The organism is Actinocorallia aurantiaca (genome assembly GCF_039533685.1).
In the GTDB taxonomy this organism is placed as follows: Bacteria; Actinomycetota; Actinomycetes; order Streptosporangiales; family Streptosporangiaceae; genus Actinocorallia; species Actinocorallia aurantiaca.
In genome coordinates, this window is the sequence record NZ_BAAATZ010000026.1 from 58067 (window position 1) to 78307 (window position 20241).

Annotated in this window: 15 protein-coding genes and 1 pseudogene; 8 read left to right on the forward strand and 8 right to left on the reverse strand. The window is 64.7% G+C overall.

Annotation, left to right across the window (positions count from 1 at the left end; all coding sequences use genetic code 11):
- Window positions 1-9 precede the first annotated feature (9 nt).
- From ABD327_RS27455 to ABD327_RS27465, 3 genes are read left to right on the forward strand one after another with little or no spacing between them, the layout of a single operon-like run.
- On the forward strand, window positions 10-1740 hold the full coding sequence (locus ABD327_RS27455) for a hypothetical protein (RefSeq protein ID WP_344454308.1): 1731 nt from the start codon (window positions 10-12) through the stop codon (window positions 1738-1740).
- Window positions 1737-3890: a hypothetical protein gene (locus ABD327_RS27460; protein WP_344454310.1), complete on the forward strand. Its 2154-nt coding sequence runs from the start codon at window positions 1737-1739 to the stop codon at window positions 3888-3890. The genes ABD327_RS27455 and ABD327_RS27460 overlap by 4 nt, the downstream gene beginning before the upstream one ends.
- A gap of 53 nt (window positions 3891-3943) precedes the next feature.
- Window positions 3944-4309 carry a hypothetical protein gene (locus tag ABD327_RS27465; RefSeq protein WP_344454312.1) on the forward strand — a complete coding sequence of 122 codons (366 nt, stop codon included), beginning with the start codon at window positions 3944-3946 and terminating at the stop codon, window positions 4307-4309.
- A 143-nt stretch (window positions 4310-4452) separates the two neighbouring features.
- Here ABD327_RS27465 and ABD327_RS27470 read toward each other — a convergent pair.
- A pseudogene (locus ABD327_RS27470) lies at window positions 4453-4587 on the reverse strand (transposase); the annotation flags it as partial.
- A 216-nt stretch (window positions 4588-4803) separates the two neighbouring features.
- Between ABD327_RS27470 and ABD327_RS27475 the strand changes: the two are divergent.
- On the forward strand, window positions 4804-5472 hold the full coding sequence (locus ABD327_RS27475; protein WP_344454314.1) for an HNH endonuclease family protein: 669 nt from the start codon (window positions 4804-4806) through the stop codon (window positions 5470-5472).
- A gap of 105 nt (window positions 5473-5577) precedes the next feature.
- On the opposite strand, the gene ABD327_RS27480 is transcribed toward ABD327_RS27475, so the two are convergent.
- Complete coding sequence (locus ABD327_RS27480; protein WP_344454316.1) at window positions 5578-5922, reverse strand: hypothetical protein; 345 nt, start codon at window positions 5920-5922, stop codon at window positions 5578-5580.
- Between the two features lie 210 nt (window positions 5923-6132).
- Window positions 6133-8778, reverse strand: a complete 2646-nt coding sequence (locus ABD327_RS27485; RefSeq protein WP_344454318.1) for a tetratricopeptide repeat protein — start codon at window positions 8776-8778, stop codon at window positions 6133-6135.
- A gap of 494 nt (window positions 8779-9272) precedes the next feature.
- Between ABD327_RS27485 and ABD327_RS27490 the strand changes: the two genes are divergently transcribed.
- Together ABD327_RS27490 and ABD327_RS27495 are read left to right on the forward strand one after the other, a co-directional pair.
- On the forward strand, window positions 9273-9599 hold the full coding sequence (locus ABD327_RS27490) for a ComF family protein (protein ID WP_344454320.1): 327 nt from the start codon (window positions 9273-9275) through the stop codon (window positions 9597-9599).
- Between the two features lie 76 nt (window positions 9600-9675).
- The gene (locus ABD327_RS27495) at window positions 9676-10752 is read left to right on the forward strand and encodes an IS630 family transposase (RefSeq protein ID WP_344454322.1); all 1077 of its coding nucleotides are present in this window, start codon (window positions 9676-9678) and stop codon (window positions 10750-10752) included.
- A gap of 54 nt (window positions 10753-10806) precedes the next feature.
- Here ABD327_RS27495 and ABD327_RS27500 read toward each other — a convergent pair whose 3' ends face one another.
- Entirely contained in the window at window positions 10807-10956 is a 150-nt protein-coding gene (locus ABD327_RS27500; RefSeq protein ID WP_344454324.1) for a hypothetical protein, read from the reverse strand.
- A 337-nt stretch (window positions 10957-11293) separates the two neighbouring features.
- Window positions 11294-11719 (reverse strand): hypothetical protein, encoded by a 426-nt coding sequence (locus ABD327_RS27505; protein ID WP_344454326.1) that lies wholly within the window; start codon window positions 11717-11719, stop codon window positions 11294-11296.
- 563 nt (window positions 11720-12282) lie between these two features.
- Here ABD327_RS27505 and ABD327_RS27510 point away from each other — a divergent pair.
- Window positions 12283-12717, forward strand: a complete 435-nt coding sequence (locus ABD327_RS27510) for a hypothetical protein (RefSeq protein ID WP_344454328.1) — start codon at window positions 12283-12285, stop codon at window positions 12715-12717.
- Window positions 12718-13456: 739 nt separating this feature from the next.
- Here ABD327_RS27510 and ABD327_RS27515 read toward each other — a convergent pair.
- The 3 genes from ABD327_RS27515 to ABD327_RS27525 form a co-directional block, all read right to left on the reverse strand.
- Entirely contained in the window at window positions 13457-14245 is a 789-nt protein-coding gene (locus ABD327_RS27515) for a hypothetical protein (protein WP_344454330.1), read from the reverse strand.
- Between the two features lie 357 nt (window positions 14246-14602).
- Window positions 14603-16207 carry a UvrD-helicase domain-containing protein gene (locus tag ABD327_RS27520; protein WP_344454332.1) on the reverse strand — a complete coding sequence of 535 codons (1605 nt, stop codon included), beginning with the start codon at window positions 16205-16207 and terminating at the stop codon, window positions 14603-14605.
- Window positions 16204-17778, reverse strand: a complete 1575-nt coding sequence (locus ABD327_RS27525) for an ATP-dependent nuclease (RefSeq protein WP_344454334.1) — start codon at window positions 17776-17778, stop codon at window positions 16204-16206. The genes ABD327_RS27520 and ABD327_RS27525 overlap by 4 nt, the downstream gene beginning before the upstream one ends.
- Before the next feature lie 1734 nt (window positions 17779-19512).
- On the opposite strand from ABD327_RS27525, the gene ABD327_RS27530 reads away from it, so the two are divergent.
- Window positions 19513-19881, forward strand: coding sequence for a hypothetical protein (locus ABD327_RS27530; RefSeq protein ID WP_344454336.1), 369 nt, complete (start codon window positions 19513-19515; stop codon window positions 19879-19881).
- The last annotated feature ends 360 nt before the right edge of the window (window positions 19882-20241 follow it).

The window sequence follows — 20241 nt, forward strand, 5'->3', positions numbered from 1 at the left end:
GCTGCGACGTTGCCCGACTACGACCACCGCCGAGCGCAGCCGCTGCCGCCGGGCTCGCTGGTGGTGCGGCACGTGGAGGAGAGCGGCACCCGTGCACGGGACTACGACTTCGGCGAGCTGCCGATTCCTGAACCGCTGCGCCGCACGTTGGCGGAGCTGTTTGCTGGCCGGGTAGGGCCGGACGGTATCTGGCGGCAGCTGGTCACCAGCCGGGAGATATGGATCTTTGTGGTGCAATTCAGCCGGTTCTTGGCCGATCGGTCCGAGCCGGTCAACGACATAGAGGACATCAGAGCTGCGATCTGGAGTGCCTGGCGGCTGAGCAGGCCATCTAACGAAGGCGGAAGACGAGCGGTCAGCAAGATTCAGGCGCTACTACGAGATCATCCCCGGCTCCCGGCCGAGACTCGGGAACTGATGGTCAAACGGGTGAGCGTCCGCAGAGCCGAGGAGAAGGCATATACCAGCGAGGAGTTCGAACGGATTAAGACGTTGGCAGGGAAAAAATTCCGATCGGCGCTGCTCCGCATCCGCGACAATCAGCGACTGTTGGAACAATGGCAAGCAGGAGTGCTGACCAAGAGCAGTGAGCAAGAGCGCATCGGAGAAGCGCTGAACTGTCTGGCTCTTACAGGCGGATTGGAAGTCTACCGGGGCAGGAGCGGGCGGATCCGTCCCCGGTCCGGCCAAGGGGCAGCGCTGGGCGGGGCGAACGCTGAGTCGACTTGGAAACGGTTGTTTCTGGACAGTGAAGAAGCCGCAGCGCTCGTTGTGCTGATGGTCGCCACCTACGGCTGGAACGTGACGACGGTAGCGGAACTCCAGATGCCGGAAGCCGCGCCCGATACCGGCGAGGACGGACATGTCATCTACCGGATGGAGCTGCAGAAACGGCGGCGGAACAACCCACACCGTTACGAGACCCGGAATCTGACCGACTTCGGCGCCAACTCACCGGGTCGGCTCATCACTCAAGCGATCGAGGCCACCGCCCCGGCCCGCGCCACGCTGGCAGCTCTCGGGACACCTCGAAACGACCTGATCCTCTGGCGGCTCGGCACGCACAACCGCCATGGGCTCTTCCGCGCCGGCTTCCGGCAACAAGCCACGCTGTCATGGCGGGAAGAGTTGCAGATCGACGGGCTCAGCGCCCGACGGCTACGCAAGACGGTAACGGTTGGCAAACGGGTGCCGATCCAACACAGCCAGGACGTGCACGACAGCGTCTACGTGCTGCCAGACCCGCGCACCGCCGCAGATGCCGCTGCAGTGATCGCTGAGGGGATCAATGAAGCGGTACAGATCGCCCATACCGCTTTCGCGGCAAGGATCAGCAGAAACGATGTCGAGCCTCCGGCAGGCACCACAGGAGACGGCGCGGCAAGCAACGTGGTCGAGACCGTCACGGCAGGCTGCACCAACTATGCTGCCAGTCCGTTCACGGGGGCCGGAGTGCCATGCCGTGCATCGTTCTTGCTCTGCACTGCCTGCCCGAACGCCGTGGTCACCCCATCCCATCTGCCGAGGCTGGCTTATCTGCTCCACGTTCTGTCGGGGCTGGCATCAGTGCTGCCCGCGGCTATCTGGGACGCGGATTGGCGCGCCCACTACCAGAGGCTGCTGGAACTGCGCGGTCGGCCTGAATTCACCGATATCGAGTGGGACGATGCCCTGGCCCAATGCACTGCGCGCGAACGCGAGACGATCGACGCCCTACTGAACAGGGGATTTGACGAATGAACCCGATACATGATGTGCCGCCGGACACGGTTGCGTTCTTCCTGCCGAGTGCCGACGAGCTCGTTTTCAGCCCGGCTGAGGTCCGTGAGCAGGCGAGAATATTCGCCCCCAGATACGGTGATCCGGCCTGGCCGTTTCACGTCATCTCCCATAACCCCTCATCCACCGGCGACGTGATGCGCTGGGCCCGGTTCCCCGATTCGCTCCGCGAACAGTTCCGGCAAGCTTCCTGGTTTCTGGTTCGCTTCCCGATCGACCATCTCTTCCAAGCACGGCACGGTGCGGCGTTCCGTAGCAGGCTCAGTGCCTCCCGGCAGTTCCGGACCGTGAACGATTGGCGGAGGTTCGCGTGGTGGCTCGATGGTCGTGGCATCGTGACGCTCGGGGAAGTGACCGTCGAAGACCTGCTGGACTACAACCGGCACGTGGTCAAAGAACTCGGGCTCGCACGCACGACAGTCACGTCATTGCTGATCGGATTGTCACGTCTGCATGCTTACTCCAGCAGGTACATGCCGCCGCAGCATCGGCTGGTGGAACCGCCATGGGTAGACGAGGGAATGGATGACTACCTGCCCGCCGCTTCGCCACTTGGTGAGAACACTACCGAGCCGATCACGCCCGAGACAATGGGCGCACTGCTGATCTGGGCGATGCGATTTGTGGAAGTGTTCGCCCTCGACATCCTGGCCGCTGACGCTGAACGGGGTCGGCTGGTTAAGGTCGCCGACGCCGCCGACGCCCAATCTCCCTCCCATCAATCTTCGGCCGCCCTGACCAAATATCTGGGGGAGCTCGTATCCCAAGGCCATCCCCTCCCGGCGACGGGGCTCTACCAGCCGCTCGACGGCAGCGGAGTTTCGACGTTCGTCGCAGGGCTGACTGGAACGTCACGCAGCAGGGCACTTTCGATCTTGGCTCAGCCGCGCTGGCGCAAGTACGCAGCCGCTAACCCAGGGCCGTGTCTACTGGGCACCCCAGTCACCGGTCTACTGGACGGCAAACCATGGCACCCAGGCATCACCTTCCAACAGGCAGCGACACTCAAGCGACACCTAGTCACCTGCTGCTTCATCATCATCTGCTACCTGACCGGAATGAGGATCGGTGAGGTACTGGGGCTGGAGCACGGATGCTGCCCCGATCCCGAAGGACCAGACGACGGCGCGAAACGATTTGTGATTCGCGGCCGAGACTTCAAGAACGCCCGCGACGAGCACGGCAACCACCTCTCGGCCGGAGTCGTACGGGAGACCGGATGGATAGCAATCCCACAAGTCGTCACCGCGATCCGACTCCTAGAACGGATAACAGGCCCCGGACTGCTCTTCGACGCTCTGGCCCACGACATCCGACAGCCTGACCAGCGAGGGGGCCGATCTCTGTCGAGCTCCACGATGGCTAACCGGATCGAGTACTTCGTCCAATGGGTCAACCGCTACGCCAACGAACACGGCCGCGTCGACGAGACGATCGAAAGAGCAGACGGGGAGAGACTGGCCCCCATCAGGTTCCGTCGGACCCTGGCCTGGCACATCGCACGCCGCCCCGGCGGACTGGTAGCACTGGCCATCCAATACGGGCACATGCGCACCATCGTCAGCTCGGGCTACGCCTCCCGCTCTCGAGACGGTATCCATCAACTGCTGGACTTCGAGACCGCACACGTGGTCGCAGAACACCTATCCGACGTCCATGAAACACTCCAGGACGGCCAAGGCATTTCTGGACCCGCAGCCCGCCGGCTGATCACCGCTGCGGCAGTCGAACACCAGCGCTTCGGCGGAACCGTCACCACCGCCCGGCAAGCCAAAGCGCTGCTCTCCGACCCCACGCTGAACGTATTCGAGAACAAACAAGCCTATCTGTTCTGCAACTGGGACCGCTCAAAGGCACTCTGCGAGGTCGGACGGTCTGCCTCCGACGCGCCCAGCCTCGACCGTTGCCAAAGCGCTTGTGCGAACATCGCCCGAACTGACGCCCACGCGGACCAGATGGAAGCCGCCAGCAGCACTCTGCTGGAACAGGTCAGCTCCGGGATGCTTCCGCCTCCGATCGCTGACCGAATTCAAGCCAGAGCACAAAGGCTGCAGCAGTTGGCTGCCCAACACCGTGCAGAGCGGATCACCATCGAGAGGCGGACGACCTGAAACGGAGTCCAGAAGCCGAACGGGCAGCCATACGGGCTGCGGCGGAGCGGCTCTTGGCCGGAATCCCGCTGCATTCCGACGGAGCGCTGACCATCGTCTCCCTCGCCGCAGAGGCCCAGGTCAAACGTCACGTCCTGACCCACCGGCACACCGATCTCAAAGACGAGTTCTACGCCAACGTCCGCGCCCGCGGGCACATCCCAGACTCCGAACGAAAACTCCGAGAGAAACTTGATGAAACCACGCGCCAACTCCAAGAAGCAGTAGCCAGGATCAAGGAACTCGAAGCCGATGTTCACGGCTTCGCCCGCGTTATCAACGTGCTCAGCCTGGAAAACGAGACCCTTCGTGCAGCTCCGAGGAACGGAAAACTCCAGCCCTTTCCGCGAGCCATGGGTCGGAGACCAGGAGAATTGTGAGCCGATCAAGCCGCGAGGCTGACAGCGTGTTTTAGAGCTGATCGTCGGGCGTTCAGCGGGTGTATTCCAGGGGCTGGGGTCCGGGACGGATGGCGAGGTGGCTTATCTGGTCGATGGCGGCCCAGCGGATGAGGACCTCTGAGGGTGGTCGGGTCGCGCTCGTAGTCGCGGACCAGGCGGCGGCGCAGCAGCAACCGGGCCCAGGTGCGCTCCACCACCCACCTCCGAGGATGCACCTGAAAGCCTCTCTGGCCCGCAGGTTTGCCCACGATGTGCACCACATCCCCGCCCCGGCTTCACCTGCCGCTGACGTACGTGGCAGAGAGTAAGTAGATTCGTTCTCTGTGTGACTGTCAGTGTTGTCTGCCGGAACTAACTGCTGACCGTGACAGACGTGACGGCTTGGGTGTAGTGCGCATGCCTGTCGATGGGTGGCGCGGCGGATGGTGAGCGTTCGGCCGGGCGGGTTACCGTCTCACGATCACCTTCTGATCATGGAGGCCCCGGTGGTGCTGTTCAGGGTGTGCGCGGGTGTACTGGCGGCGGCCTCGGCCGGGGTGGTGGGCCTGGCGGCCCCCGCACACGCTGAGGAACTGCCGTTGCGGGCCGCGCTGGCGGAACTGCCGGTGGCGGCCGAGTCTCGCGAAGGCTATGTCCGCACCGCGTTCAAGCACTGGATCGACGCCGACAAGGACGGCTGCTCCACTCGTGCCGAGGTGCTCTTGGCGGAGGCGGTCGACGCGCCGGCACAGGGCGAGCGGTGCGTGCTGACCGGGGGCCGCTGGTACAGCTACTACGACGACGTCTACGTCGACGGCGCGTCTGGCTTGGACGCCGACCACGTCGTGCCCTTGGCAGAGGCCTGGGATAGCGGCGCCTCCGCCTGGACCGCCCAGCGCCGCCAAGACTACGCCAACGATCTCACGGACCCTAGGGTTTTGGTCGCGGTCACCGCCAAGGCCAACCGGTCGAAAGTCGACCGAGACCCCGCCGAATGGCTGCCGCCCCGCATCGACGTCCGCTGCCGCTACGCCAGCGAATGGATCGCGATCAAACTCCGTTGGGGCCTGAGCATCGATACCACCGAGCAAGCCGCGCTCACCACCCTGACCGACAGCTGCCCGAATGCGCCGATCACCGTCAACCAGTTCACCGACCTCTGATCGCGCCGGCCGCGCGGCGGAAGGTCGGGACCCATGCCAGGCCACTGTTATCCGGGCCGTCACCGGCATACCGCTGACGCTCTGACCAGCGAATATGTCCAGGTCTCAGGTCGCGGGCGTGGATACCATGTGGTCGATGTCGAGGCCGCCGGGGGCGGTGAGGTAGACGTCGTTGTAGTAGAAGTACCAGCGGCCGCCCTTACCGATCCTGCACCGCTCGCCCACCTGCGGCTCCTGCACGGCCTCCTGCAGGAGCACCTCGGCCCGGGTCGAGCAAGAATCCCGATCCTCATCGATCCAGTGCTTGAACGCGGTGCGGACATATCCCCCGCACGACTCATCGACTACCGGCAGCGCCGCGGCCGCCTCGCGCAGCGGCAGCATCTGTTCGGCCGCGCGGGCCGGCGCGGTGCCCGCCACTGCGCCCGCGGTTGCCATCGTGACCAGCACACCCGTAGATGATCATTGACGCTAGCCCTGTTCGGCGAGCACCCGCCACTCGCCGTGCCCTCACCTGGGCAGCAGCGGCCGGCCACGTTCTCAACACGTATCCCCGACAGCGCCGAAGGCCGCTCACTGCGGCGAGAAGAGCGTCCCGCTGGGTGTCGGAGAACCGATCGGTTTTTAGACACCTGAGATGTGCCAATGGCGGTCTGTCGGTCAGGATCCGTCGGCTGGGTCCTCGTTCTGTTCCTCGTCTAACTCGTTGTCGTTGGGGGCATCGGGAAGGTCGAGGGCGATGGCGTCCCGCTCCTCGCCAAGCTGGGCCAGCTGGCGTTGCAGTTCGCCGCGGTGGTCGAGGTAGGCCTGTCGGTACAGGTTGGGATTCCACTCCGCCAGCTCACGCCACACACCCACCATCTCCCGCTTCACCCCCAGGCTTTCGGTGTGCTGCCCGACCTCGCTCAGTGCGACGCTGAGGTTGGCGAGGGCGCGGGCGAGGTTGTGCTGGTGGACAGGGTTGTCGGCAGCGACTTGGCGGTACAGCGCGACCGCCTCCCGCACCACCTCCAGGCTTTCGGTGTGCTGCCCGACCTCGCTCAGTGCGACGCTGAGCTCGGCGAGGGCGTCGGCGAGGTTGTGCTGGTGAGCGGGGTTTTCAGCGGCGATTTGGCGGTATAGCGCGACCGTCTCCCGCGTCACCTTCAACTGCTCGGTATGCTGCCCGACCTCGTCCAGCGCAGCGCCGAGGTTGGCGAGGGCGCGGGCGAGGCCGGGCTGGTGGGTGGGGTTGTCAGCGGCGGCCTGGCGGTGCAGCGCGACCGCCTCCCGCGCCACGTCCAACTGCTCCATGTGCTGCCCGAACTCGTTCAGCGCGACGCTGAGGTCGGCGAGGGTGTTGGCGAGGTTGTGCTGGTGGGCGGGGTTGTCAGCGGCGGCCTGGCGGTATAGCGCGACCGCCTCCCGCGCCACGTCCAACTGCTCCATGTGCTGCCCGATCCGGCCCAGCGCAATGCTGAGGTCGGCAAGGGCCCGGGCAAGGCCGGGCTGGTGGGTGGGGTTGTCAGCGGCGGCCTGGCGGTGCAGCGCGACCGCCTCCCGCGCCACGTCCAACTGCTCCGTGTATTGCCCGATCCGTTCCAGCGCAGCGCCGAGGTTGGTGAGGGCGTTGGCGAGGTTGTGCTGGTGGGTGGGGTTGTCAGCGGCGGCCTGGCGGTGCAGCGCGACCGCCTCCCGCGCCACGTCCAACTGCTCCATGTGCTGCCCGATCCGGCTCAGTGCGACGCTGAGGTCGGTAAGGGCGTTGGCGAGGTTGTGCTGGTGGGTGGGGTTGTCAGCGGCGATTTGGCGGTATAGCGCGACCGCCTCCCGCGTCACCTTCAACTGCTCGGTATGCTGCCCGACCTCGTCCAGCGCAGCGCCGAGGTTGGCGAGGGCGCGGGCGAGGTTGGGCTGGTGGGTGGGGTTGTCAGCGGCGGCCTGGCGGTGCAGCGCGACCGCCTCCCGCGCCACGTCCAACTGCTCCATGTGCTGCCCGATCCGGCTCAGTGCGACGCTGAGGTCAGTGAGGGCATTGGCGAAGTCGGTGGTGGTGCCGTTGGTGCGGGTGTGGTGGAGGTGGTGGCGGGCGAGAGCGAGAGCGGTGCGGGGCAGCGCGTGGGCGGGCAGAAGGGCTTGGAGGAGTGCGATGGTGTCGGGGTCGAGGTCGGCGTCGGTCAGGGTCTGGGCGGTGGTGTGGTCGAGCTGGGCGCGCCGGCCAGTGGTGAGGGCGGCGTAGACGGCGTGGCGGGCGAGCCGGACCGGGTCGCCGCCCAGAAGCTGCTGGAAGAGCAGATGGGCGGGTGGATGGTGTTCGCCGGCGCGAGCCAAAACGGTCAGGGCACGGGCGGCTTGGTCTTCGTCGAGCCCAGTGAGCAGGTTGCGGGCCAAGGCATGGTCGTCGCGTGTGAGCCGATGGGTGATGAACCAGTCGACGAGCAGGTCTGGGCCGATGCGCACCATCGGACCAACGGTCGGCGGGTAGAGGGCGCGAGCCCACCGCACCAGGTACCGCACCCTCTCCTGCGAGGCATCGGCGAGCTCAGGGATCCGCCGCAGCACGCTGGCAGCTGCTTCCTCTCCCTGGGGGGTGAACAGCACCAGGGCGGCCAGCACGTCGGCGAGGGTGTCGTTGGTGGCATCACGGATCGCCCAGCGTTCCTGGCGGGCGGTGGCGGCCCACCAGCCGGCCTCGTGCTGGAACAACGCCTCTGCGACCTCGCCCAGCGGAGCGGCAGAGGCGTCGGGAGGACTGTGGGTGAGCACGGCCACCATGGCCGCGGCGAGGACTTCCACCATCATCTGGCCCTGACGAACCGGCGCCACCGTCACCGAGGTGCGCGGCGCCTGGACTTGAAGGGCGGCGGTGAAGGCCTCGACGGCCTCGCCGTACCAGCGCACCAGATCCCCCTGCTCCCCCAACGGCTCCAACGACATCCGCTGGGCGACGCCCAACGCGGCGGCGTGCCGACTTGGGCTGCGGGACTGCAAAGCGGCCTCGAGTTCGTCGCTGTGCCGGGCGATCAGCACTACCCGCAACAGGCCCGTCCCCTCATAGCCGCTCAGGTCGGCGAGCAGGGCGGGAAGGTCGGTGCGGGTGTCGGCATCATCAATAAGGACTAGCACCGGGTCCGGCACCACAGCAGCCGCAGCCACCAGCTCTGCGGCCCGGCCGTCCTTCAGCCAGCCCGCCCGCCAGCCCACCTCGACCAGCCGCCTGGCAGCCTGCAACGCCAAACGGGTCTTGCCACACCCGCCCGGACCATCCGCCACCAGCAATGACACCGCCGCCGGATCGTCCTCACACCACTCCAACCACTTGCGCACCTCATCACCGCGGCCCCGGAACGGGGCCGGGCACCACCGAGGCTCTAGCAGGACGAGCACACTGCGCTGCTCCTGGCCGCCGGGAGCGGGTGGGGCGAGGGGCTCCAGCAGACCGTCAAGATTCTCGCGAGCGACCTTTACCGGGTCCGGGCCCAAAGCGATGCTCGCCACGCTGCCCACCGCACCCGCAAAACCCGCACCCACCACCCCGGCAAGCAGCCGTACCCCCCACGGCCAGTCATCTGGAGCAAGAGCCAACAACCCCGTCCCCCCGGCGAGTGCAGCCGTTCCCACCCACGGGCCCTTCCACCATCGGCGCATAACACCAGAATCAACCCCAGCCTCTACCCGCCGCCCGTCGCGACACCGCTCGCCACCAACCTGTTACACCACCACGCAGACCGGTCGGCGGCCTAGCCCGTGGTGTTGAGAATCGTTGGCGGGTTCAGGGGGTCAATGCACCAGCCTGTCCGCAGAGGTCAGCGTAGACCTCATTGGAGGTCCGGTATCCGTGGATCTTTCGGGGTCAGCGCACCATCGAAGAAGACGACCGCGGGTTTCCCTTCGTCCTCGACCCGCCTCTGGCCGAAAAGAACCGTAAGGCCAAGAAGATGCGCGAGACGACCTCCGCATTCGAGCGGCGCATCCTGGCGGCCCGCCTGCCGTCAGCGTTAACCGTGCCGGAGCCCGATTGCGTCAGGGGCCTACGCATCATGGTGTACGACGATGTCTTCACCGGCGGCAATACGCTTAACGCCGTCGCCAAGAAACTCAAAGCTGCTGGGGCCACCGAGGTTCACGGCCTAGTGAGTTGGTCGTGAGTCGGACGGTCACCACTTGTGTTGTCTTATGTAACTTGGTGGTGGCCGTTCGTGGTTTGTGGTGTGTGCTGGTGGGATGGGAGACAACAGGCTGCCGCCGCTGGTGCTGACCGATGATGAGCGGGTGGTGTTGCAGGGGTGGGCGTCCCGCCGGACCACGGCGCAGGGGCTGACGGTGCGGGCGCGGATCGTGCTGGAGCGCGCCGGCGGCCACTCCAACTTCGTGGTGTCGGCCCGGTTGCGGGTGGCACGGGGGACGATCGCCCGGTGGCGGGCGCGGTTTATCGCCGACCGGCTGGACGGCCTGGCCGACGAGCCTCGGCCGGGAGTTCCCCGCACCATCACCGACGCCCAGGTCGAGCAGGTCGTGGTTATGACGTTGGAGAGCGTCCCTGAAGGCGAGACGCACTGGTCCAAACGGCGGCTGGCGCGGAAGGTCGGGATGTCCTCAACGTCGGTCGGGCAGATCTGGAAGGCGTTCGGCCTCCAGCCATGGAAGACCGAGACGTTCAAGATCTCCCCGGACCCGCTGCTGATCGACAAGATCCGGGACGTTGTCGGCCTCTATCTGGCCCCGCCGACCAACGCGGTGGTGTTCAGCGTAGATGAAAAACCCCAGATCCAGGCTCTGGAGCGGACCGCGCCGGTGCTGCCCGGCACCCCCGAACGCCGCAGCTTCGACTACGTCCGGCACGGCACCGTCGACCTGTTCGCTGCACTCGACATCGCCACCGGCCAGGTCATCGCCAAGGTCACCGACCGACACGCCGCCATCGACTTCCGCGACTTCCTCGCCGACATCGACGCCCACGTGCCCGCCGGCCTGGACGTCCATGTCATCTGCGACAACCTGTCCGCCCACAAAGCACCCGTCGTCCAACACTGGATCATGCAGCATCCCCGCTTCACCCTGCACTTCACCCCCACCTACTCCTCCTGGATCAACCAGATCGAGCGATGGTTCGCCGAACTCCAACGCCGCTGCCCGGACCGCGGCGTGTTCTGCTCGGTCGACCAACTCACTACCGCACTCCACACCTGGATCGACATCTGGAACAAGGACGCACGACTCTTCACCTGGAAGAAAACCGCCGACCAGATCATCGACCACATCTGCCACTACTGCTCAAGAATTTCTCGACCAGCTCACTAGACCCCTTCGACCATGCGTTCACCGACGACACCAGCACGGTTGCGGACTCTGGGGCTACCACAAACCGACCTGTCCCGGCTCGTCCTCGTCCTGCAGATCCCTGATCATCTGCTCGTAGAGCACTGCTTGTTCCTCCACGAGGTTGCGGGCATAAAGCTCGGAAACGTCGTCGCGGCTGTAGGTCTCGCTGTGGCCGTTGGACATGTCGCCCCGGAAGATGACAGCATCGACCAGCGACCTCGGCTACCCCGCTGCTAGAACAACGCCTCACCGCCCGCCGCGCGAAGATCAAGGTTTTCTTAAACCTGCACATCAGGAAGGCCGACCAGCGACCCCTCTCGCTGGACGCGGCATACACCATGCTCGTCGCTGACGACCGCGGCCAGCACTCGGCTGGATGTACGCGATGGACGAGAACATGTCCTATCTCGTCCTAATGCTGCTGTACGTGGATCCCAAGCACCATCAGCGCGGCATCGCCGACTGGGTTCGGGCTGTGTGTTGGTTAGGTGTGTTTCACCTGGTCACACAGCCCGCATCGTTATCCGCCGTTGTCTCTGTGCGCGAAGAAGTATCCGATGATTGGCCCAGCGGTGAAGAAGACCCAGGTGCGGACTTCCTTCACTTCCGGCTGGAGCTGAGCCCAGCGCTCCGGCTCCATGAACGCGGCGCCCAGCCAGCTGACCCCGACCGTCGTGGTCAGGACGATCCCGATAATCATGATCAGGAGGAACGTCCGCTGGTTTCTCCCCTCGGGTGCGCGTGCCTTCTGGACGACCGGCTCCGGGTTGGCCGCAGGCATGGTCTCCAGGTCGATCAATTCGTACTCGGGCTTTCCCTGTGGGTCCCGAGGAAGCAGAGGTCTCTTCTCCTCCTCATCAGTCTGTGGCTCGCCGTCTGCTTGCGGACCGCCGAGGGAGGGTTCGGCTTCTCCTCCGCTGACCGAGGCCAGACGATCACTGCTCAAGGTTTCTCCTCGGCACGTCGTTGTGCCCCTTGGGCACTCCTCTGTGCTGTTCCGTGTAGGGCTTTCACCCTTCGCGAATACTGATGGGGCCCCAGGCGATCCGCCTGCGGGCCCCGCACTGCTGTCGCGGGCGGACCCCTCCTCAACATCTCGACCCCGCCGAGGCCCTAGCGTACCTGAAGCGCTTCAGACACGCAGATACCGTCCAGACAAGGTGTTGTTAACGCACATCATAGTCGTGGTTTATCTGATGTCTGCCGGGCGTGGTGTCAAGCGGGCATCCAGCATGCAGCGGCCAACCACCTTGCTAGCTTGACCATCCGGATGCCCACTTGATCATGAGAGCCCAACACGGGGGGCCCCTTAGGGGGATGATGACCGGCTGGTTACCATGTACAGTGCACAATAATGGGGAGGAATATATGAGGAATCTCTGTTGTTCTACGTATCCTGCACGGCAATCGTGTACATGAGTTATCTTGAACAGCGAAAAGTAGCAACCTGGAAGCAATAAGTGACCAATGCAGTCTGACGCAACCAGAAGCGGGCACCGTGTGACAAACATGCTGATTTTTGAGAGAAGTAGGGGAAAACCAACAGCGACAACCAACGACATCACAGCCCCCAGCAGCCACACCTCTCCTAACTCCCCATACGATCAAGCGAAAGATGATCAAGACGTCGTCAAGAGCACCGCGGCGCAGGAGGACAGTCAGATGGAGCCACTCGAGACCGATGCACACGAGAAGCCCACACGGTCAAGGCGTAAGCAGGATCAGAAGGACAACGACGCCAAATACGTCCGCATGTCGTTCAATCTCGGCATCGAGTCGGCGAATGTGTTCAAGGCCCTGATCGAACGCAAGGGGTTGTCCATCACTGAGGGCATCCGCCGCGCAATCGCCATCTGGAAGTTCTTTGAGGAAGAGACCTCTAAGGGCAACCAGATCGCGGTCATCGAGCAAGACGGAAGCATCCACAAGGCGTACTTGCTCTGAGCAGGTGGTCTCCTCTGTTCAAGCCGAAGGATCCTCAGCCAGGGGCAGGGAGACCGAAAAGCAATATCGCATCAGCTCGGGGGGCAGCTCCCATGAGGACGTCGTTGTTGCACCTCATGAGGGAGCACTCTGATGCACTGGCGGCCGGGGCCGGCCTGAGGAGGCCGCAAGCCCGGTCGCCGGAGACGCGGAAGCACCGTTTGAAGCCATAGTGCTCATCTGGCCACACCACTGACGCCGCAGTGTCGCTGACCAGCAGTGGTGTGAAGACAACAGCCATGCGAACCAGGCACGTATCCGACGTATCTTCAGACCAGCCAGACATGGTGGCGATGACTTTAGTACGACAACGACAGTTCGTAACGCTTGATCGGTCCTCGCCATCGCTCGCGGCCTGAACGCAGACCCGGCTCTTCTCATCCGATCTGCCGATCCATCCTGACGAGGCTTATTTGGCCACCTGCTGTCTCCTGAACCTTCGTGGATTGCCGGGACGGCGAACCGCCGCTACTGTCCAATCTCTCTGGTCTAGGTCCGGTCTTCTGGGGACTTCGGCCGAACACGATCGGCATGCGCTTTTGCCGCAGGTCATGGCGCTGCGGAGGCATGCGACGGATCCGGGATTCGGCTGTGGACAACGGCCCGGAAGCCGGAGCAGGATCGGTCCCAGGGTGTGCGTGGCGGTGCTGAGCCGGGAGGATCGCGGGCGGTTACCGGTGAGGGTTTCGGCTCAGTCGGGTTACCGGCTGGTGCCGCCAACCGTTGCTACGGTATCGAGGCCGTTGGTGCGGCGTGCGGCGTCCAGATCGGCACGGGCGGTGGCGAGCTGGGCAGCCAGGGCGAGGCGCTTGGCGCGCTCGGCGCGGGCAAGCTGCTCGGCAGCCGCCGCTTTCGCGGTGGCTTCGGCGATCTGGGCGGTGAGGTCGGTACGGATAGCCGCGACAGCGGCCAGGACGCGGGCGTTCTCGGCCTCCAGGGCGTTCTCGGCCGCGGCACGCAGCTTCTTGTTGGCCAAGGTGAGGGCTTTGTTCTCGGTACGGACCTCGGCGAGAGCCGCGGCCGTCTCCTCGGCGCGCTCGGTCTCCTTGCCCAGCTCGGCCAGGGCGTCGGCATGGTTTCGCCGGGCGTGGAGAGCAGCCAACGCCATGCACCCTGCGACAACAGCAAGAGTGGACGGGTGGGCCAGGCGCGAGACGAGCCCTTTCTCGACCTGGAGCCATGACTTGATCGAGCCTGCTTTCCCCGCCATCGCATAGAGCGTGCGTGGATCCTTGCCCTTCACCAGCCCGAACTTCATGGCATGCTGCGCGGACCCCTTAGTTATCATCAGCCAGCGGCGGAAGTTTACGGCAGCCACGGAAGCTGTTACCACTACGACGGCCGCTTGATTGCGGCGGTACTTAAGCCCAGGTCCGAGGTCCTTCGACGAAGACGGGCCCTCTGAGACGGGATATTTTTCGACAGCCGCCGGATCCTCGAAGATCTCCAGGCCGTCGTCATCGCCGATCAACTGAATCTCGCTATCCATTGTCGGCTCCTCAAGTGACGTTTTCTCAGTAGGCATAGTGGGGCAAGGATTTCACAAGAGCCAGTTATTCACAGCCGAAATCCCGGATCCGCCGCACGCCTCCGCAACGCCATGACCTGCGGCGAAATCGTCTAACGTGCAATCTCCGCTGGATAGTCCGGGACCTCGGTCAGGCGGCGAGGCCGAGGTCGAGGGATCGAAGTCCAGGCGCGTCGTGCCCGTCTTGTTTCCCACGAGTCTCCTTCTTCCCTACATCTCGGGGCAGACCATCGGCTCCACCAGACCCCGGACGCTTCATTATGGAGGCTCGGTACTGCTCGCCGAAGGAGTCAGTGAGCCCGGGAATTTCCATGTGATTCACGCCGGGTGGCAGGCGGAGGTGATGGCGGCCCACCATTGGCTCGGTTTGGTGGAGTAGGGATTGCCGCTGTTGGCGATGAGGGTCAGAGCGCGGGTGGCGGCCAGGCCGTGACGGGCCCGGGAGAGCATGACGAGGGCGACGCGTAGCTCTTCTTGCCGCTCGGCGGGCGTTTTAGCTTGGCCGCTGGGGATGTGGAAGCCCTCGATGCCTGGGATGAACACCCAGTCGAATTGCTGGCCTTTGCCGGTGTGCGCGTTGAGGATGTGCACGCCTGGGCTGATGGCCCGCTCGGTTGCGGGTGGGCGGAGCTGCGCGGCGGCGGCTCTGGGAGTGCCGTCGTGCTTGACCAGGGTGCTGAACTCGTGGAGGGCGTGGAGTGCTTGCTCACGGGTGTCGACGTCGGTGGGATCGATGCTCTCCAGGACAGTCTGGGTGATCGTTGCCATGTCGGCTTGTCGTGGCAGGCGTTGGATGGCGTCGAGGAGGTGCTGGACGATGAGGTCGTCTTCGATGGGCAGGTCCCACCGCTGTGTGGGGATTTTGGCGTTGGCGAAGACCTCGTCGATGGGCCGGCGGCGCCATGCGGCTCGGATGATGACGCCGATGGTGGTACTCGGGTCGGCTTCCAGCAGACGGGTGGCTTCGTCCAGGATCCACTGGGCCTCTTGCAGTCCGGTGTCGAAAGTCGCGTAGAGGGCTTGTCCTCCGGAAGGCCAGGCCGCGGGATCGGCTGCTTGCAGGGGTTGACCGCCCAGCAGGGAGCTGGCGCGGTTGACGACGGCTAGGACGGCGGGGGAGGAACGGTAGGAGGTGTTTAGGTAGTGAGGCTCACCGCAGATTTCGAGCAGGTGGGCTTCGACCTCGGCGGGGCGGGCCCCGGCCCAGCTGTAGATGCCTTGCAGGGGATCGCCGACGAAGGTGCGGTGTCGGGCGGTGCTGGCGAGCGCGATCTGCAGTTGCTGAGGGGAGAGGTCTTGGAACTCATCGACCAGGATCGCGCTGAAGTGCTGCTGGTAGAGGTAGGCGATCTTCTTGATGCCCAGCAGCCGTTGGGCGTGCCTGAGGAGGTCGTCGTAGTGCAGAACGCCCTGCTGGCGCCGCTCCAACTCGATCTCCAGCGCCGCCTGATTGCCGATCTCGGCAAGGACTTTGAGGACTTCGTCATCATCGTGGGGCTGGCTTTTGGCTGCGGCCAGAGCAAGTTCGATCTGCCTTTTGCTCTGCGCCGCCGCGGCGAACGGCAAGCCGGAGATATAGGGCTCGATGGCCTGGCTGAGGGTGGACTTGTTGGCCAGCGGGCAGTGAGGGTCCAGGCCGATGGTCGGGCCGTGGGCGCGGATGAGCTCAGCGGCGTGCCCGTGGAAATTGGTGACCTTGATACGGCGGAACCGCTGCGGTCCCAACCCGGTCAGCAGCCGCTCGGCCAGGTTGGCTTTGGCCCGGTTGGAGAACGTCAACGCCAGGATCCGTTGATGCGGCTCCAGGACGGGAAGAAGGTGCGCGGCGCGTCGGGCGAGTAGTTCGGTCTTGCCGCAGCCGGGCGGAGCGATCACCAGCAGGTTCTCGCGTGGACTGTGCGCCGGATCGAGCGGGGGGATCATGCTTCGGCCAACTCCGCGACTTTGGCCAGCAGGCCGCGGATGCTGGACATCTGCTGCACCATCGCCTCCGTCAGCTTCGCGGCGATGACCACTGCGGCTTCCACCTTGTTCTTGCGGCAGTAGGCCGCAACAGCTTCAGCGGTCAGTTCCTCCAGCGCGGTCGCGCCGCAGGATTGCAGCAGCCCCTGGGCCCTGGCGACACCGGCGTCGATGAGGATTCCTCCAGCCACCGGACCCGTCAACGCCGTGCAGTACTCCTCTTCCAGATCGGCCTGACAGGCCCAGACCTGGCTACCCACGATGTCCTTGGGCTTGCCTTCGATAGCGCCGGTGAAGATGCCGAGCTCCTGCACATCCACCAGGCCTAGGACATGAACACCGAACCCTTCCTTACCGAGCAGCTTGTAGACGTGGCGGAACTTATCCGCCCCGTCCAGCTCGAAGACCACCGCACCGATACGGTCCAAACCGATGCCCAGAACCCGGGCGGCGGCCTCGACGATGATCCGGTCGGCCACCCCCTCCACGGCGATGACGTACCGGGCGGTCAGCGCTTCCAGCAGCCGGGAGGACCACCATTGAGCACGCAGCTTCTCGATCACGTTCAGCTTGTCATCCCTGATCTGGTGTGCCGTCCCGTCCGGAGTGATCACCACCACGTCAGACGGCTCGAAACGCTGCAGGATGTAGGGAGAGTGCGTGCAGATGACCTTCTGGTTGGCGCCCGCGACGAACAACTCGGCCACCGTCCGCTGGCTGGCCGGGTGCAGATGCAGTTCGGGTTCGTCGACCGCGATGATGTTGGCGCTGTTCTCCGCCAGATCGAACAAGGTCATGGCCATGAGCTGACGCAACCCATCGGACTGCTCGGAGACCGGGATGTACTGGTCTTCTCGCTGGACATACATCCCCACCCCTTCCAGTACCGACGCCGCAGGATCCGCTGCGGTGCGCACCGCCAGATCATCACCGGCAACCGGCTTGGGCATCGACTTGGCCAGATGCTGGGCAATGCGGCTGCGCAGCTCGCTGAGCTTCTCGCTCGTGTGCAGCTTGGCGTTGAAATCCAGCAGGATCCCGGCCAGGTGGGACTTCTCCCCTCCCAGGTCGAGCCCGTCGAGCAGGATCCGCAGCGCGCTGTTGGGTCCATCCAGCTGCGCGGCTCCGGTGCCGCGGGTGGCCGGCAGGTAGCGCCATCCCAGTGCCAGCAGCTGCTCGCGGGTGGGCGGACGCCGGTCGGCGGTGCCGGCCAGGACCCGCTGAATGTCCACGGCCTCGGGATCGTCCACCGATGGGATCACCTCCAGCCGGACGGTCAGCGTGCGTTGACGGGTCATCGGGTCGACATCGATCTCCCGATAGAACACCCCGCTTTCCACCGCAGAGAAGTCGCGGAGGACGGCCTCCACCATCAGCGGCCTGTCAGTATCACGCAAATCCTCGCGCGACAAACTCTGATACAGCTGCCCAAGCGGTGCAGCCAAGGCCAGGTTCAGCAACCGCAGCAGGGAGGTCTTGCCGACGTCGTTGGCGCCGACCACCACCAGGTGTTGCCGGACCTCAAGATCCACATCCTGCAACCGAGAGTAGTTGACTACCTTGAGGCGCCCCAGTCTCACTGTGCTTCTCTTCCGTCTCGTCCGCAGACCAGATCCGGTCGCGAGGGTTCAGGGAGACTGATGCCCGGGACCGGTCTGGCACACATTGACTTCGTAGAGCCCATCGTTCTTGACCCGTGGCACCAGCGAGCCCGATCCTCAAGAAGTGCAGAGGGAAGCCGAGAACAGTTCATCACCCATGGTCACAAGGTCAACACTCGTCCTAGTGAACCGGATACCCCGCCGTGCCGCGACTGGTTTTGAAGACTGAGGCGAAAGAGACAGCCCCCGCTACAAGCAAGGTTGGAGCGGTGGCTTACACAAGGCACCCATGAATCGCCTCGGGTCTGGTGGAAACTCTGGTCCGCCCTGAGACGTGTGGGAGAAGGAGGCTGGGCTGCCTCCTTGATCATGCCCGCCTTGCCCAGGGGCGATTGGCCCACCATTGCGGGAGGCCGCGCCACCATGGCGCCGGGGCTGGCTGTGGAGAGACGGGTCGGTGTCGGTCGAGGTTGTCGATCGCGCGCCGGGCTGAGGCGGCCAACTCCTCCCCGACGGTGCGGAGCCTCCAGCGGTGGGAGGACCTCTCGAGCAAGGGGTGAACGGCGTTCCCAGAGCCCCTATCGCGCTGACGGGGATTATTACCAGGAGAGCGAGTCGCAGCGCGGCGCCGTCAACGGCGGTGCGCTCGGGGTGGGGGACCTTGCCGTCCAGCCAGAGGAGGACTGGAAGAACGCAGAACATCCCCAGCGACCAGCACCCAAGCTGGAACGTCATCGCGGACTTCTTACTGCGGATCCACTGACGGACGGTGAGGAAGTCGGCTTGCTGGACCATGTGCTGCCCGGCGTGTTCGATGCGCCGGGCGAATACCAAGGCCTGCTCGTGGTCGGCCGGTGCCATGGTGAGCAGGGCGTAGCCGTGCAGCTGTCTGCGACATCGTCGCAGAGCCCGGCCAGGTGGTCCGAGCTTCACCAGCCTCAGCCCTCCCCAGGTGAGGCCGAGTATGGGCGTCACGACGTACACGAACCCGAGGAAGACCGTCCTGGGACTCTGGTCATCGCCGGTGAGGACGTTGATGCCGAAGCCCGTGGAGACTGCGACCCCGCAGGAGAGCAGCGGTGCGTAGCGATGCCGATCGTCGCCGGGGTCTCCAGCCGGTCCAGCTCGCAAGCCCACCGGTAGTAATGAGGGCCGATTAGCCGTTCTGCTACCTGCGTCACGAGGACCACACAGCTGAAGAAGCAAGCGATCACACCGGGCACGGCCAATAGGAGCAGCAGGGTCTCAGCGATTGCGAACAGACGGGTGATGACACTCTCCCTTTCGCCCTGAGGCCAACCAGATTCGCGGTGTTCGACGGACTTGTCGATGTCCTCGGTTCCTCTTCTAGGTGAGGGGGCGGGGGCTGCTTTGAGGGAAGAAGTCGGTGCGCCTTTTGTGGGTGTTTGTGTAGGTTGAGGGTGTAGTGATGGCTGCCGGATGGTGCGCTTGGAGTGGTATTGGGATGGGTTGCAGGTGGAGTTTCGTTTGGGCTCTATTAGCAGGAGGCCATCTCTTGGTCGACGGCCTGCTCCCCGGCAGGGTCCGGGTCGGCCAACAGGTGGTCATTGCCCGCGGCTATGACGGACGGGCCGGTGAGCATACTCCCCGCCTAAGCTTTCGAACTTGGCCCCGCACAGCGCAGAACTCAGAGACACTGGGGCCATGAGCGCGCTCAAGGAGAACGTTCGCAAAGTCCTCGTCATGGCCGGTTTCGCGGAGTACGAGGAGCCCACAGCAGGCTTCCAACTGACCGGCCAAGCCGAGGAGGTCGACGTATATCTCCTCGTCGGTGAAGAAGAGTTCGAGGCGACCTACAGCGACACCGCAAGAGATCCCGGCCATCCGGCGTACAGCATGCGACTCTTCAGGCTGCGTTGCGAGAACGCGCTAATCGCTGCCTACGCCGCCGTTCTGCACGCCGCAGGATTCACCGTGACGCTGTTGCCCGATGAGGCAGACGATCACGATGGAAAGCTGCGGGTCACCGACGGCCCGCTCGTCGGCATCCGTCCAAAGCGGTACGACTCCTAGCCGCCAACCGGCCTCGGCTCCACCGGAGTGCGTTACCGCAGGGGACTTTTCGGATAGATTGAGTTAACCAGTCCGGATCCCGTTTCGGTCGTGGGGCTTGCCGTTAAGCCAGCAGGCACGCCTACTTCGGCTGATGCCTGGCCGTGGCCGGGGTAGAGCGGCGCTTCGGCGGGCGGGACCGACCGCCGCGCTGCTCAGCCTCCGGTGTTTCATTTTATCTCGAAGACCTCAATGGATCAGCGTGCCAGGTAGCCCAGCCTCCTCGGCGTAGACGCCCGTGAGCGTTCCACATCCTGCACGCCACTGAGCCTTTTCCATCACGCGGCGATGGCGGCCTCGCGGTTGTGAAGAACGCTGATG